This is a genomic window from Pseudidiomarina terrestris, assembly GCF_030466375.1.
GTDB classification, from domain to species: Bacteria; Pseudomonadota; Gammaproteobacteria; order Enterobacterales; family Alteromonadaceae; genus Pseudidiomarina; species Pseudidiomarina terrestris.
On the sequence record NZ_JAGGJE010000001.1, the window covers coordinates 1,434,095 to 1,450,211 of the forward strand.

11 protein-coding genes are annotated in these 16,117 nt (G+C 53.8%); 4 read left to right on the forward strand and 7 right to left on the reverse strand.

Going from position 1 to position 16,117, the window contains the following annotated elements; genetic code table 11:
- Positions 1 to 170 precede the first annotated feature (170 nt).
- The 3 genes from J6J28_RS06925 to J6J28_RS06935 are packed head-to-tail and all read left to right on the forward strand — an operon-like array spanning position 171 to position 7,584.
- The gene (locus J6J28_RS06925; protein WP_301720630.1) at positions 171 to 1,271 is read left to right on the forward strand and encodes an efflux RND transporter periplasmic adaptor subunit; all 1,101 of its coding nucleotides are present in this window, start codon (positions 171 to 173) and stop codon (positions 1,269 to 1,271) included.
- Positions 1,268 to 4,522, forward strand: coding sequence for an efflux RND transporter permease subunit (locus J6J28_RS06930; RefSeq protein WP_301720631.1), 3,255 nt, complete (start codon positions 1,268 to 1,270; stop codon positions 4,520 to 4,522). The genes J6J28_RS06925 and J6J28_RS06930 overlap by 4 nt, the downstream gene beginning before the upstream one ends.
- The gene (locus J6J28_RS06935; RefSeq protein ID WP_301720632.1) at positions 4,522 to 7,584 is read left to right on the forward strand and encodes an efflux RND transporter permease subunit; all 3,063 of its coding nucleotides are present in this window, start codon (positions 4,522 to 4,524) and stop codon (positions 7,582 to 7,584) included. Before J6J28_RS06930 ends, J6J28_RS06935 begins: the two co-directional genes overlap by 1 nt.
- On the opposite strand, the gene kdsB is transcribed toward J6J28_RS06935, so the two are convergent.
- The 5 genes from kdsB to J6J28_RS06960 form a co-directional block, all read right to left on the reverse strand.
- Positions 7,562 to 8,314 (reverse strand): 3-deoxy-manno-octulosonate cytidylyltransferase, encoded by a 753-nt coding sequence (kdsB, locus tag J6J28_RS06940; RefSeq protein WP_301720634.1) that lies wholly within the window; start codon positions 8,312 to 8,314, stop codon positions 7,562 to 7,564. The two genes, J6J28_RS06935 and kdsB, sit on opposite strands and share 23 nt — an antisense overlap.
- Entirely contained in the window at positions 8,311 to 8,508 is a 198-nt protein-coding gene (locus J6J28_RS06945; RefSeq protein WP_301720635.1) for a Trm112 family protein, read from the reverse strand. The genes kdsB and J6J28_RS06945 overlap by 4 nt, the downstream gene beginning before the upstream one ends.
- Positions 8,498 to 9,514, reverse strand: a complete 1,017-nt coding sequence (lpxK, locus tag J6J28_RS06950) for a tetraacyldisaccharide 4'-kinase (RefSeq protein WP_301720637.1) — start codon at positions 9,512 to 9,514, stop codon at positions 8,498 to 8,500. Before lpxK ends, J6J28_RS06945 begins: the two co-directional genes overlap by 11 nt.
- Complete coding sequence (msbA, locus tag J6J28_RS06955; protein WP_301720640.1) at positions 9,514 to 11,265, reverse strand: lipid A export permease/ATP-binding protein MsbA; 1,752 nt, start codon at positions 11,263 to 11,265, stop codon at positions 9,514 to 9,516. Before msbA ends, lpxK begins: the two co-directional genes overlap by 1 nt.
- Before the next feature lie 73 nt (positions 11,266 to 11,338).
- On the reverse strand, positions 11,339 to 13,642 hold the full coding sequence (locus J6J28_RS06960) for a DNA internalization-related competence protein ComEC/Rec2 (protein WP_301720641.1): 2,304 nt from the start codon (positions 13,640 to 13,642) through the stop codon (positions 11,339 to 11,341).
- Positions 13,643 to 13,682: 40 nt separating this feature from the next.
- Here J6J28_RS06960 and J6J28_RS06965 point away from each other — a divergent pair, with 40 nt between their 5' ends.
- Positions 13,683 to 14,201, forward strand: coding sequence for a DUF2062 domain-containing protein (locus J6J28_RS06965; protein WP_301720642.1), 519 nt, complete (start codon positions 13,683 to 13,685; stop codon positions 14,199 to 14,201).
- On the opposite strand, the gene J6J28_RS06970 is transcribed toward J6J28_RS06965, so the two are convergent.
- Both J6J28_RS06970 and lolD read right to left on the reverse strand, forming a co-directional pair.
- On the reverse strand, positions 14,191 to 15,417 hold the full coding sequence (locus J6J28_RS06970) for a lipoprotein-releasing ABC transporter permease subunit (protein ID WP_301720643.1): 1,227 nt from the start codon (positions 15,415 to 15,417) through the stop codon (positions 14,191 to 14,193). The two genes, J6J28_RS06965 and J6J28_RS06970, sit on opposite strands and share 11 nt — an antisense overlap.
- Positions 15,414 to 16,112: a lipoprotein-releasing ABC transporter ATP-binding protein LolD gene (gene lolD, locus J6J28_RS06975; RefSeq protein WP_301720644.1), complete on the reverse strand. Its 699-nt coding sequence runs from the start codon at positions 16,110 to 16,112 to the stop codon at positions 15,414 to 15,416. The genes J6J28_RS06970 and lolD overlap by 4 nt, the downstream gene beginning before the upstream one ends.
- Between the last annotated feature and the right edge of the window lie 5 nt (positions 16,113 to 16,117).

The following is a 16,117-nucleotide window of genomic DNA, read 5'->3' on the forward strand; positions in this document are numbered from 1 at the left end:
ACCACTCTCCGATATACCGTAAGATACTGTTTTTAAACGCATTTTCTTAAACTCCCCGTCAACATCTTCAATCTTGGCACGCTACCTGCATAAACTTAATCATCATCGTCATCGTCTTAATCTCTAACACGCCATGACGAGCAATGAATGAGTAAAACAGGGACCAAACAATGAAAACTAAATCTGTACAAATCAACTCAAGTTTTGTCGGCTTGACCGCTTTAATTCTGACTTCAAGTCTGTTGCTAAACGGTTGCGGTCAGGCCGACGCCTCTAATCAAACGGCCACGCAAGAAGAGGAAGTGGTCGTCCGCATTCCAGTGGCGACTCAGGATGTTGCTCGTAGTGCCATTACTTCAAGCTTCAAAACTACAGCAACGCTTGAGGCGCGCGACGAGACCGACGTCATTAGCAAAGCCAATGGTATCGTTGAAGACATTTATGTCGAGGAAGGCCAGCATGTTGAGCAAGGGCAGCTGTTAGCAAAACTGCGCGATGAAGAATATCGCATTCAGTTGGCCCAGGCTCAGGCAGAGCTCAACAGCATCCAGCAGGAATTACGCCGGGTCAAGGATATGGCAGAACGCGACATGATCAGCGCCGACGCGTACGACAAACTGCGTTATCAGGCGGACCTGTTACAGGCACGTTTTGACATGGCCAAATTGAACCTGGCCGAAACTGAGATCCGAGCGCCTATTTCGGGCGTGGTCGCCACTCGTTATGCCAAAACAGGCAATATGATTAGCCAGTATCAGGCACAAAAGCTATTCCACATCATCGCCCTGGATGAGCTGGAAGGGAATCTGTATCTGCCTGAGCGTGAATTGCAGTTCGTCGCTGTCGGCCAAACCGCCCAGCTGCGGCTGAGTGCCCTGCCCAACCAGGTCGTCGATGCCCGGGTAGCGCGTATCAGTCCGATGGTCGATACCCAGAGTGGTACCTTTAAAGTGGTGTTGAGCGTCAGCAACCCAGAGCAGCAGCTTAAAGCCGGCATGTTTGCTCATGTCAGCCTGCATTATGCTACCCACGATGACACTGTTACGGTACCGCGTTATGCCGTGCAGAGTCTTGACGGGCAACACTCTGTCTTCATCGTCGACAGTGACGGTGTCGCACATAAAAAAGATGTGCAACTGGGATTTGAAGATGAAACCCATGTTGAGATTCTCGCCGGCGTTGAGGCAGGTGACCGTCTGGTGGTAAGTGGTCAGGCCAATCTGAAAGATGCCGCTTTAGTTGAGGTCATCAAGAGCGAGCAACAATCATGAGTCTGGCGCGTCTGGCAGTTCGGCGTCCAGTAACGGTCGCCATGTTTACCCTGGCTGTTTTATTGTTTGGGATGGTGTCATTAGGCCGGATTCCGGTCACCCTGTTACCGGATCTTGCCTACCCTACCCTTACCGTCCGGACCGACTATCCTGGCGGCGCCCCGGGCGAAGTTGAACAACTGGTCAGTAAGCCTGTTGAGGAAGCTCTGGGCACCGTCAAAGGTGTACAGCGGATTGAATCCATCTCGCGCGCAGGCCAGAGCGATGTGCTGCTTGAGTTTGCCTGGGGCACCAATATGGACATGGCAAGTCTTGACGTCCGCGAAAAAATGGATCTGGTCAATCTGCCGCTGGATATTGAAAAACCAACCTTGTTACGGTTTAACCCGGCAGAAGAACCGATTTACCGGCTCACCTTAGGTTTTGATGGTACAACTGAACCGAATGTCGCTGAATTGAAACGCTTGCGCACCTTTGCTGAAGAAGAGCTCAAGCGTCATCTGGAGAGCGTGGAAGGCGTTGCCTCAGTGCGTCTTGGCGGCGGCCTGGAAGATGAAATTCAGGTGTTGGTCGATGAGCAACAAGCGACGCAGCTGCAAGTTCCAATGAGCTTAATCATGCAGCGCCTGCGCGAGGAAAATATTAATTTATCCGGCGGCCGCCTTGAGGCGCAACGCGCTGAATACCTGGTACGGACGCTGAACCAGTTTCAGAACCTGGACGACATCCGTTCGATTTACATCGCCACCCGTAATGACCGCCCAATTCTGCTGCGCGATCTTGCCAGCGTTGAAAACAGTTACAAAGAGCGTGATTCCATCAGTCGTATTGGCGGTCGTGAGGCCGTGGAAGTGTCCCTTTATAAAGAAGGTGACGCCAATACCGTACAGGTCTCAAAAGCTATCCAGGCGCATCTGCGACACCTGCAAACTAGCAAACTCATCCCTGACGTTTATCAAGTTGAGCCGATCGCGGATCAGGCTGTCTTTATTGAAGCGGCGATTGCCGAAGTTCGTGACGCAGCCATCATTGGTGGCTTGCTGGCGATGATCATTATCTATCTGTTCCTGCAGCGGCTATGGCCGACGGTGATTATCTCACTGGCGATTCCGGTCTCGATTATCGCCACCTTTAACCTCATGCATGGCTATCAGATCTCGTTAAATATGATGTCCCTTGGGGGGATCGCTCTCGCCGTCGGTATGTTAGTTGATAATGCCATTGTGGTGCTGGAAAATATTGCCCGTCACCGTGAACACAAAGGGGAAGCAGAGGCAGCTGAAACCGGTGCCAGTGAAGTGACAGGTGCAATTATCGCCTCCACATTAACCACCATGGCGGTGTTCTTTCCGCTGGTGTTTGTCGAGGGCCTGGCAGGACAATTGTTTGCCGATCAAGCGCTGACGGTGACCTTCTCCTTACTTGCGTCATTATTTGTCGCTCTAACACTGATCCCAATGCTCTCTGCCAAGCAACGTAGCGCGGATGCCACCATAACTGACCGCCAGCACTTCCCTGCTGCGGCCAAGCGCAGCGGCTGGCGTTTCTGGTTGATGACACCTTTACTGCTAGTGTTTCGCTGGTTACCGCTGGCCATTGTGGCACTCATTACCTTGCTCTGGCGCAGCCTGGCAAAAGGCTTGGGCTGGCTGGTAACTCCGGCATTAAGAGGCTTTGACTGGGGTTATCAACGTCTGGCAATAACTTATCAACGCGTACTGAGCTTTGCGCTGCAACAAGCAAAACTTACCCTCGGTGCTATCGTGCTGGTTGCAGCAGCCTGCTATGCGCTGGTGCCCTTGCTGCCGGTCAGTTTGTTGCCCAGCATGGCACAAGGCGAATTTTATGTGGAAGTTGAACTGCAGCCCGGAGCAACTATTTATGAAACCGATGCAGTTTTAGCAGGCTTTGCCCGCCACCTGGCCAATCAGCCGGAGCTTGTGAGTCAGGTCGAGCGCTCCTTTAGTATCGCCGGCACAGGCAGCCTGTTAAACGCCGCTCCCGGGCAAAATGGCAATCAGTGGGGTCGCTTCAACGTGGTGATGGCAAGCGACAGTGATGCCCTTGCCGAAGAGCGTGTGCAAAACGAGTTACGCCACTACGCACAGCAGTTACCAGGCGTCCAAATTAAGTTTGGCCGGCCGGAGCTTTTTAGTTTCAGTAGTCCCATCGCTATTGAAGTCATTGGCTATGACATCGAACTACTGCAACAGGCGGCGCAAACCTTGGCAAAGAATTTAGAAGAACACCAACAGTTCACCGATATTCGTACCAATATGAGCGATGGACAGCCCGAAATTGCTATTTATTTTGATCATTCCCGACTCGCTCAATATGGCTTGACCAGTGCTGATGTGTCCGAACTCCTCGCCACCAAAATTGGCGGCCGGGTGGCAACACAGTTTAGCCTGGACGATCGCAAAATTGATATTCTGGTGCGCAGTCAGGCCAGTGATCGGGACTCCTTACGCGACCTGCAGCAACTGGTCATCAATCATGGTGCGGCGCGCGAAATTCCATTGCAGGCCGTGGCCGAGATCGAACAAGTGATGGGCCCCAGTGAAATTACCCGTATTGATCAGCAACGGACCGCCATGGTCCAGGCGAACCTGGCCTTTGGCGACCTCGGCAGCGCCGTCAGTACAGCACAACAAGTGGTCGCTGACACTCAATTACCGCTTACCATTAAAGCCAATGTTGCAGGGCAGAGTGAAGAAATGCAGCGCTCGTTTCAGTCGTTACAATTTGCGCTGGTACTCGCGATATTCCTGGTTTACCTCATCATGGCTTCGCAATTTGAGTCGCTACTGCATCCATTTTTTATCTTATTCAGTGTGCCGCTGGCAGGCGCAGGGTCCGTACTTGGGCTGTATCTGATGGGCACCGAACTCAGTGTCATCGTTTTCATCGGCTTAATTATGCTGGCCGGGATTGTGGTCAACAATGCCATTGTGCTGGTCGATCGAATTAATCAGCTCCGCAGCGAGGGAGAAACGCGTTATAACGCCGTTTTCCAGGCTGCTCAGCAGCGCTTACGCCCAATTCTTATGACCATGTTTACCACAGTGCTTGGCCTCATGCCCCTGGCCATTGGTCTGGGTGAAGGCGCAGAAATCCGCGCACCTATGGCAATCAGTGTTATCGCGGGACTATTGTTCTCGACTTTATTGACCTTATTCTTCATCCCTTGCCTGTACCTGCTGGTGGATCGCAAGCAGGTGCGCAGTAAGACCTTAACGGAGGGCGCATAATGACTGCAGCAAAGCTAGGTGCAGCCCTGGCGCAGTTCGCACTGCGCCGTCCCGTAACCATTTGCATGATTTTCCTGTCGATGCTGCTGCTGGGAGCGATCAGCTCTCGGTTACTGCCACTGGAGAAATTTCCGGGTATCGAAATTCCCGAAATCATGGTCACAGTGCCCTATCCAAACTCCACCCCGCAAGAGGTCGAGCGACTCATCACCCGGCCGCTGGAGGAAGCCCTTGCCACTCTCAGCAACGTCAAGCGCATGCGTTCGTTCTCCAGCAGCGACAATGCGCAGCTGTCGCTGCAATTTGAGTGGGGCGAGGACGTCAATGCCAAAGGCATTGAAGCGCGGGAGAAAGTGGATGGCATGCTGCATTTACTGCCCGACGATATTGAGCGAGTGCAGGTGTTGCAGTTTAACACTGAAGACATGCCAGTGTTTCAATTGCGGATCTCAAGCCAGCGCGATTTAAGTAATGCCTACGACTTGCTGGATCGCAGTCTGCGCCGACCGATTGCAAGGGTTGATGGCGTTTCCCAGGTGACCTTGTATGGGGTCGAGAAACAGAACATAGTGATTCGTTTGGCACAAGAGAAACTGCTGCAACACAATCTAAGCGCGGCCGACATCACAGCGCGCTTACAACAAGCTAACTTTGCGCTGACCGCAGGCTATATTGAGAATCCCAACGAGCGCATTCTGATCAATCCAAAGGGAGAATTTCAGTCGGAATATGAAATCCGCAACCTGCCGATCACTGCGCGCTTAAAGCTGGGCGATATTGCTACGGTTACTCGCGAGATGCCACGTCGAGTTGACGGTCGTCACCTCGATCAAACCTATGCGATCGGCATGGATATTTTTAAGGAATCAAGTGCCAACCTGGTGGATGTGTCGCAGCGCGTCATGCAAGTTATCAACGACATACGCGACGACCCGCAATTCAACGGCATCAACCTGTTCGTCATGAATGATACCGCGGACGGGGTGACCACCTCATTGAATGATTTGTTGATGGCGGGTCTGCTGGGTGCGTTGTTGTCCTTTATTGTGCTGTACCTGTTTTTACGCAATATCGTCATCACGCTGGTAGTAGTACTGTCAGTGCCGATTGCCATTTGTATTGCCCTTGGCGGCATGTATTTCCTCGGCTATTCGCTAAACGTACTGTCTTTGATGGGGTTAATGCTGGCCGTGGGAATGTTGGTCGACAATGCCGTCGTCATCACCGAAAGTATTCAGCACGAGCGCGAAGCCGGCTATGACGCCGAAGCTGCGACACTGCGCGGGGTTGGCAACGTCTCTATGGCAGTTATCGCCGGTACGCTGACCACGGCTATCGTATTTTTGCCTAATATTTTTGGTAAAAAAATCGACCTGACCATCTTTCTCGAACACACAGCAGTTGCGATCTGTTTGTCATTGCTGGCATCGTTACTGGTTGCCCAGACCCTGATTCCGCTGCTTGCCAGCAAGCTCAATCGGGCCATGAAGCCGCGTGCAAAACCTGTCAATGCTAAACCCTCTCGCTATCGCCGGCTGCTGGAGTGGAGCTGGCGTCATCCGCGCTGGACCGGGGTGTTCGCAATCGCCATTCTGGCCAGTATCGCTGTGCCCTTTGCCGGGGTAAGCGGCGACCAGGAACCGCAAGGTTTTAATGACCGCCTGTTCCTCAATTACAATTTGCACCAACACTACAGCCTTGCTGAGGTGGAGGATGAAGTTGCCCGTTTCGAGGATTTCCTCTACCAGAATCAGGAAGCGTTTTACATCGATGCGGTGTACAGCTATTACACCCCCAGCTACGCAATCTCAACCTTGCTGCTCAAGCCGGATCGTCCGGTGAAGCTCAGCGTGCTGATGGAACAGATGCGTGAGCAGTTCCCGAAAATGCTGCGCAGTGAACCGCAATTTGGTTTTGGCGGCGGTGGTGAAGGTGTGCGGGTGACGCTGACGGGTCAGTCGACCGATGTACTCGAAGACATAGCACAGCGGTTTGTGCCTGTCATCGCAGACATCGAGGGCTTAAATGACGTGCGCAGCGAGAGCGAAGCGGGTCAATTTGAGTATCTGGTACGCATTGATCGCGAACGTGTCCACCGTCTCGGCCTCAGTAGTGCTGACGTCGCCCGACAAGTAGCAACCGCCCTCCGCGGCCAGCGTTTACGCTCCTTCCGTGGTGACCCCAATGGCGAGATCCCAATGCGCGTTGCCTTTGACAAAGAACTCGAGTATTCCCTCGAAGCTTTGCAAAATTTACCGGTACTGCAGCATGAAGGCCGCGTCATCCCCTTGCATGCCGTTGCCAGCTTCGAAGTGCAGCCGCGCTTAGGCGAAATCCGACGTCTCGACCGCCGCACTTCGCTGGCGATTCAAGCCAACCTGGATGATGAACTGCCACTTAATGAGGCGCGCGACAAGCTCACCGCCGCACTGAGCCAGTTAAGCCTGCCAGATGGCTACAGCTGGAGCCTGGACGGCAGCTTCCAGCGCCAGCAGGAAGCTGAGAATGTCATGCTGGTCAATACGCTGCTCGCTGTGGCACTGATTTACATCGTGATGGCGGCATTATTTGAGTCGGTATTATTGCCAACCGCGGTCATTACCTCGTTGTTATTCTCCATCGTCGGGGTGTTCTGGGCGCTCTTTATCACCGGCCAGTCGATCACCATCATGGCCATGATCGGCATTCTGATTCTAATGGGAATAGTGGTGAACAATGGCATCGTGCTTGTCGATCGTATTAACCAGCTACTGGCCGAGGGCTATGAACTTAAAGATGCGATCATCGATGGCAGCGTAAGTCGTTTACGCCCAATCCTGATGACCGTAGCCACCACTGTACTTGGTCTGGTACCGCTGGCCTTTGGCACCACCCAGATTGGCGGTGATGGCCCGCCGTATGCGCCTATGGCTATCTCTATTATTGGCGGACTATTGCTTTCCACGCTGACCAGTCTGTTCCTGGTGCCTTATGTCTACGCGCGGTTACTCTGGTGGCGGGAACGCTGGCACGCCTTGAAACAACGTGCCAGCACTATGGTTAGTCGAGTAATTGCTGGTTAGCTCGTTCTAAGTCGGCTGGCGTATCTATGCCAGCCGGCGGATTAACGATGGCCTCGGCAACATGGATGCGTTCACCGTACCAGAGCACCCGTAGCTGCTCGAGCGACTCAATGGCTTCTAATGGGCTGGGTTCCCACTCAATGTAACGCCACACAAAGCCAGCGCGATAGGCGTAGATACCGATATGACGTTTATAGGCGGCGCGCTCCCCCAGACGATCGTGATTCAGTGCATCGCGCTCATAAGGGATAGGTGCGCGCGAAAAATAAAGCGCATAGCCGTTGGCATCCGTGACCACTTTCACAGCATTTGGATTCAGTACTTCCTCCAGATTATGGATCGGCACCGCCAGTGTGGCCATGTGCGCGGCCCGCTGATTCATTAGATTATCCGCTACCTGACGAATAATTTCCGGGGGAATAAAGGGCTCATCGCCCTGCACATTCACCACCACATGGTCATCGGCAATCGCCAGGTAATCAATGACTTCAGCGATTCGTTCCGTGCCCGACTGATGGTGGTTAGCGGTCAACATCGCCCGCCCACCGAAGTCTTCGACAGCATCAACAATACGCTGATCGTCGGTTGCTACAATCACCTCGGCAGCGCCCGCTGCAGCAGCACGCTCGTACACGCGCTGAATCATCGATTTGCCACCAATCATGGCCAGTGGCTTGCCAGGTAAACGTGTTGACGCATAACGCGCCGGTATAATCACCGTAAAGCTCATTTCGGCATCTGCTCCAAATCCTGTGTGCTCAATGTTCGCGCGGCACTGGTCATAAGTATGGGGATCTCGTCACGTACCGGAAAAGCCATACGATCGCCCCGGCAAACAAGCTCTTTACTCTGCGCTAACCAAACCAACCGCCCTTTGCAAACAGGGCAGACAAGTAAAGCTAAGGTCCGTTCATCAAGCGCCATGTTTAAATCTCTTTAAGGTTGCGTCAAGGTGTCGCCAGAAGGTTTCCGGCAAATCTGCTGTAACCGGTAAATAATAGCAATCCTGATGCGCAATACCACGCCATTTCATCGCGTCTTTTTCGGTCATCAGCAGGACATCATAACTTTTCAGTTGCTCAGCATCATGAGCATCGAAGGACTGATGGTCGGCGTAGCTGCGCGTCGCAAATTCGCGCGACTCGAGCGCACGGACGGTATCAAAAAACCGTTGCGGGTGACCAATCCCGGCCAGTGCCAGGGTGCTCCCCTGCGGCAACGCAGTCACCTCATCATCATCGCTGACCCGGCGCCAGTTTGATGGCTGTAAGCTCATACTGTAACAGTGATTCAGCGCTCGCAACTGATCGGCCAGGCTGGGGGATTCGGCGAGATCACCGTTAATGATCATCGCGTCGACGTCGCCTAAGCGTCGCGTTGGTTCACGCAAGGGTCCGATAGGTAAGCGCCAGCCATTTCCCAGTCCACGCCGACCGTCAATAACAGCAATTTCAAACTGGCGTGGCAAGGCGTAATGTTGCAGCCCATCGTCACTGATAAGCACCGTCGTTCCGGGCGCATCGCGCAACGCCTGCATGGCGGCTGCGCGGCGGTCCGGGGCGACCACCACCGGAACCTTCGCACGCTGGGCCAGCAATAGCGGTTCATCGCCACAAGCAGCAGCAGCGCTACTCGCTGACACTGTCAGCGGAAACGGGCCTTTGCCACCATAGCCACGAGAAATAATAGCGGGCTGCTCGCCACGCGCTTTCAGGTGCTCCACCAGCGCCAGCGTGACGGGAGTTTTACCGGTGCCGCCGACACTGATATTGCCGACCACGATGACCGGCACCGGCAATGCCTTTGCCGGTATCAACCGGTAACGCCAGCGCCGCAAGGTACTGAGCACGACAAACAGCGCATGCAGCGGCAGTAACAGCCAAAGGTAAGGGGCAACTTTAGTGTTGTACCACGCGCGCTCTAACGCCATTAGCCGAGCTCACCACTGAACTGCAGACTGTACAGCTGATAGTAGGCGCCCTCGCGCTCCAGTAATTCCTGATGACTGCCGCGCTCAATCACGGCGCCATCTTCCAGCACCAGGATTTCATCGGCTTTTTCAATGGTCGATAAGCGGTGTGCGATAACAATGGAAGTACGATTCTGCTGCAATGCCTGCAGAGCACTTTGGATATGACGTTCAGATTCTGTATCCAGGGCTGAGGTCGCCTCATCCAGGATCAGGATAGGCGCATCGCGCAGTAGTGCCCTTGCGATAGCAATACGCTGACGCTGACCGCCAGATAACATCACGCCGTTCTCGCCCACGGTAGTATCCAGGCCATTTGGCATATTGTCGGTGAACTCCGTCACGTAAGCTTGTTCGGCGGCACGGCGAACAGCCTCCGGGCTTGGCTTGCCTTGTGCACCGTAGGCAATATTGTTGGCAATACTGTCATTAAACAAGGTCACATGCTGTGACACCAGCGCAAACTGGCGGCGTAAAGATTTCAGCCGATAGTCATAAATATCGACATCATCAAGTTTGATAAGACCCTCTTGCGGGGTATAAAACCGTGTCAGCAAATTTGAGATGGTCGATTTGCCGCTGCCCGAGCGTCCCACAAGTGCCAACGTCTTACCTGGCTCGACATGGAAACTTACATCAGCCAGTGCCGGGCTTTCAGTCTCATTATAAGTGAAATTGACGTGCTCAAATTTAATATCACCGCGGGTACGTTCGATATTCCGCTTACCCGTATCTGCTTCGGCATTCTCATCCAGCACACTGAAAATACTTTGTGCCGCGGCGATACCACGCTGAAAGTCACTGTTAACAGTAGTGAGCTGTTTCAACGGACGCAGCAGCATGATCATGGCCGTCAGCAACGTCGTAAAGGCACCCGCGGACAGTTGCGCCAGCATATCGGGAAAGCTAGCCAGCACCAGTACCATCGACAAACTAAAGGATGCAATCAGCTGAATCAGAGAGGTGCTCAGGCTTTGCGCATTAATCAGCTTCATGTTCTGGTTGCGGGTGATGTTATTAATGGTTGAGAAGCGCTTTGATTCACGCTTTTGTCCTTCGTACATGACCACGACTTTATGGCCATTAATCATCTGCTCAGCCGTGGTGGTGACATCACCCATCGCGGTCTGAATACGCGTCGATACTTTGCGAAAGCGCTTTGATACGACCGCCACGATCTTGGCAATTAAGGGGCCAACAATCAAAAATACCAGTGACAGCTGCCAGCTATGGTAAAACATCAATGACAACAGACCGATAACAAAGGCACCTTCACGGATCAGGATCAGCACTGCCCTGCTACTTGCTTCTGCAACCTGCTGCGTGGTGTAGGTAATTTTAGAAATTAAATCGCCGGTTGAATGCCGATCGTGAAAGGAAACGGGAAGTTTCATCATGTGATCAAATAACTGCTGTCGCAGTGTCGTCACCACACGAAAACCGACCCAATTCAGGAAGTAGGTCGAAATAAAGTTAAACAGGCCACGCAAGATGAAGATCACAGGAACAAAAATCGCACCGTACAACAGTATCTTTGGATTACTGCTGGTAAGGCCGTCATCAATCAGAGTTTCAATCTGAGAAAAGAAGAAGGTATCAACGGCTGCGTAGCCGAGCATCCCCACTATCGAGAACAAAAAGGCAGCGCGATAGGGTTTGATGTAGCCCATCAGGCGGCGAAATGTCTTTTGTTTTACAGTCTCTGCATTCATGCATCGGTTTCTAATAGCAAATAATGACATCATTCTAACCGTTTTCCCGGCCCACTGGCTAGTTTCTGCGAATTCAGCGCGCTGACGGGTCATGAGGGTCGACATCAAACCAGCTGCCAAAGTGCTGCGCCAGTGGCTGCCAGGCTTGCCAACGCCGGCCATCGGTCCATAAGGTGATTTGCCCACCGCGGGCAGTGTCGAGCATAGTGATGCGGTGTCCGGCATAGCGCGCGACCACCTCCGGATGGGCCTGTCCGTAAGGGTTATTGCGCCCCCGGCTCACTAACGCCAGTGAAGGTTGCACATGACGGATAAAGTAGTCTTCCGAGGAGCTTTTACTGCCATGATGGGGCACCACCAGAATTTCCGCGCTGACCGGTGCCAGCCGCGCCAGCAACTGGCGCTCCGCTGTTTTTTCGATATCGCCGGTGACCAAAATCCGTACATTATCAAACTGCAGTAGCACGACACAGGAGCTGTTATTACTTTGGTTACCAATGCCCGACTCCTGCGTCGGATGCAGCACCTGCCACTGTACCTCACGCCAGCTGCCGCTCTGTCCGGCAACGCACGGTGTGGTACTGGCGCCACCGAGCCAGCGAACTGCAGGAAAACGCTGCTGCAACGCGGTGTAACCGCCTTGGTGATCACGATCCGTATGGGTAATAAAGGCCAGCTCAGGGCGCAACCGTTTGCTCTCAAGAAACGGCATAATGACCCGTTCCGCCATAGCAACCGAGCCATCCCAGCTGGCGCCGGTATCGATGAGTAACGCCTGCTGCTGCCGTTGCAACACCAAAGCACTGCCCTGGCCGACATCAAGAACATGCAGAAACAACTGACGACGTTCAGGGATGGCTTCGTACACCAGCTGGCACATCACCAACACCGCGACTGCCACGCCCCGTTGCAGCCAGCGTATTGGCAATAGCAGGATCAGGGTGAAACTCAACAACCAGGGCCAGGCGGGCAAGTCAGCAGCCGATAACCATTGCCATGGCTGTTCTGCCAGCCAACCGAGCTGCGGCCAGAGTTGCTGTAGCGGCCAGGCCGCCAACACGAACAGCTGTTCCGCAGCTGCCAGCGCTCCGAGACCGGCCGCCATCACCCCGAGCAGGCCAACGGGCAGTACCCAGAAACTGACCAGCGGTACCACCAGGATATTAATCAGCGCAGCGGCGAGTGAAACCCCACCAAACCAAAGCGCCATGAGCGGCCAGAACAAAATTGTTATCAACCACTCAAAGCGCCACCACTCACGAAATCTGCTCCAGCGCCCCTGATACCTTTGCCAGCGCCAGTTCATAAAAACAATCGCAGCGACAGCCATCACCGAAAGCCAAAACCCTGTGGTCAATGGCGCCAGCGGTTCCACCAGGATCACCACCACTACCGCACGCAATAAAATACGCGGTGCGCTGACACGCCAACCCAGTTGTTTGTGCAGAACCACGACGCCAAGCATCAGTGCAGCGCGCAACGTGGTAATTGCAAAACCAGACAAAGCTGCATAGGCCATTGCCAGGACCAGCGCCAGCCAAGGCGTATACGCCCATAGGTTGAGCTGATCACGCCGACTTCGGCGCCGCACCAGCAGCCCAAAAGCATGCCAGGTAAGTGCCAGAGCAAAACCTGCCACCAGCGACAGATGTAAACCGGAAATGGCAATCAAGTGTGCCAGTCCGGTGCGCTGTACCAGGGTCCAGTCCGCATCAGACATCTGGTAACGTTCGCCCACCAACAACGCCAGCAACGGCCCTTTGAGTTCAACTTTGCCCAGCGCGGCTTCCACCGCGCTGACCAGATTTTGTCGCCAGCTCACCGCACCGGACAAATACTGCCCACTACGGATGGAACCCAAAGCATTAACGCCCTGACCTAGTAAATAACGGTGATAGCGCATCCCGCCTTCGTTACGGGTTCCCTGCGGGTGACGTAGTCGTACGCTGAACTGCCAGGTCTCACCCTGGCGGGGCAGCCGCTGTGGTGCTTGCGCGTGGGCTTGATACCATTGCAGCCGCGCGATGGGCCGGGATAACAGGCTTTGTTCGTCAAGTTTGGTAAGAACCCCGGTTATGCGCCATAATCCGGGGTGGTGATGACTCACCGAGGTGACCTGCATAACGGTGGTCATCGTCGTTTGTGTCCATTGGTCACTTATAAGTGTGCGCTGGACGAAATAGGCGTTGCCAGTGCCCCATAGAATACCGCACAATACGCAGCCTATGAGATGGGTCCGAATATGTTGAAAATAGCTCAACAGAAAACAGCATAAAGCTAACCCCGCGCCAGGCAAATAGAGCCAGACATCGGCGCCAGCTGAGAAGGAAAAGCTCAGCGCGTAGCCCAGAAGAAATGCGCACAACCACCGGTCCATGGACGTTGTACCTATAAGCTAGAGTGACGAGTTGGTAAGCATGCCGAGAAAGTTTTTTCAGCGTATCATGCCCGATCATGATGCGATCAGAAACAGTCGCAGTCTTAAAGTGTTTGGTAAATTACTGCACGATGCGAACCTTTGGCACCTGAATCGCCGATCGGCTTCAGGGGCATTCGCTATCGGCTTATTCTGTGCTTTTATTCCGGTGCCGTTTCAGATGGTACTCGCGGCGGCTGCTGCCATTCCATTTCGGGTGAACTTGCCGCTTTCCATCGCTTTAGTCTGGGTTTCCAACCCTATTACTATGCCACCGTTATTCTACTTCTCTTATCTTGTCGGTACCTGGCTGATTGGTGCACCAGCACAGCCCTTTAACTTTGAACTCTCCTGGGAGTGGCTCGGCCATAGCATCACCACGATAGGGCCGGCATTTTTGCTTGGCTGTCTGGTGCTCGGCACTCTGACCAGTATCCTTGGTTATTTCGTGATCCGTCTACTCTGGCGCCAGTCTGTGGTCAGTGCCTGGCGCGCTCGTGCCCACAGGATTAAGCGCTAATCGCTTTGACCACCGAAATACGCGTGGCCTGCCAGGCGGGATAGAGAGTCGCCAACAAACTTAACAGCAGTGCGACTGTGGCCACCCACAAGATGTCCATGGCCTGTAAACGCACAGGAATGCGATCAACGAAATAAACATCGCTTGCCAGCAGCGAGCTGCCCGTAAAGGACTCCAGCAGGGTGAGCAGAGCCGGTAAGTTAAGACTTAACAAACTGCCGGCAACAACACCCACAGCAATTCCCAACATACCGTTTTGCAGGCCCTGTAATACAAAAATCTTCACCAGACCACCGGCGCGCATACCCATGGTGCGCAAGATACCAATGTGCCGCCGTTTTTCCTGAACCGTCATCACCAGCGTCGAGACAATATTAAAACACGCGACCGCCAACACCAGCACCAGCACCAGATACATCACAGTACGCACCATCTGGATGTCACGGTACAAATGCCCCTGCGCTCGCATCCAATGTTCCAGGAAGACATAATCCTGTAACTGGTAACCAATTTCATTGGCCACGCGTTCGGCGGCAAATAACGCACTGAGTTCCAGCTCAACGCCCGTAATCCCCTGCTCCATTCCTACCAACTGCCGCGCGGTTGCAAGGCTCACATAGCCGAGTTGATGATCCACCTGACCACCGAATCTGAAGGTTCCGGCAAGGGTAAGTGCTTGCCGTTTGGGCGCCTGGAAGCCACGCTCTGAGGCCACAACCAGAGTGAATTTATCGCCCACTGTCAGGTTGAGCTTAGCCGCCAGGTCTGCACCCAGCACCATGGCACCCGGCTCATGCAAAGCTTGCCAGCTGCTTGCGCTCATATACTCACTGATGGCGTGCGGCGCTGACGGATCCAGTCCGGTCACCTGTACCCCAACAAACTCGCGACCTTTTTGCACCAATCCCTGGGTACGAATGACCGGGCGCGCGGCAACCACTTCGGGATGCTGCTCAGCTAACTGGAAAATGGTTTCGGGATACTGCAGCGCACCTTCAACTGCAGTGAACTGGATATGGGGCACCAGTTTTAAAAAGCGCTCTTCCAGCACGTCCGCAAAACCATTCATGACACTGAGTCCGGCAATGAAGACGGTGCAACCCAGCGCAATACCAATGGTTGAAGACGCCGAAATAAAAGACAAGAAGCCACTGCGTTCACGGCCACGCCGGAATCGCCGTGCCAATTGCCAGGCGAGTGCCCAGGAACGCATCATTGCGAGGCCTCGCCCAGCGAGGCCACAATTTTACCATGCTGCAGACGCACCTGTGCCGGCAGACTCTGCGCCAGCTTCAGGTCATGAGTAACAATCACAAAGGCTGTTGCTAATTCCTGATTCAGCTCATGCATCAATGCCATCACTTGCTGCGCGGTGTCATCATCAAGATTACCTGTAGGTTCATCGGCGAGTACCAGTGCCGGTTGGTTGGCTAATGCTCTGGCAATAGCGACCCGTTGGCGTTCACCGCCTGAAAGCTCGGCGGGCCGATGTTCACCGCGTTGCGCCAGGCCTACCCGTTGCAACAACTCGGTGGCGCGCAGGCGGGCTTGCTTCGCGCTTTGACCCTGAATCAACAGCGGCATGGCAATATTCTCCAGCGCCGTGAACTCGGGTAACAGATGATGGAACTGATAAATAAAACCCAGCTGTTGATTACGCCATTCAGCCAGTTTGCGTGGCGACCATTTAGCGATGTCGTTGCCACGGAACAAAATTCTGCCGGTGCTTGGGGTGTCCAGCCCCCCCATGCAATGCAATAAAGTACTTTTACCCGAGCCGGAGCTGCCTACGATCGCCAGCAGCTCGCCATCGTTGACGGAAAAATTTACGCCCTGCAGCACATCGAGATCGTGATTACCGTCCCAATAACATTTACCTACCTGTTCACAAGCTAATAACTCTGTTGTCATAGGTC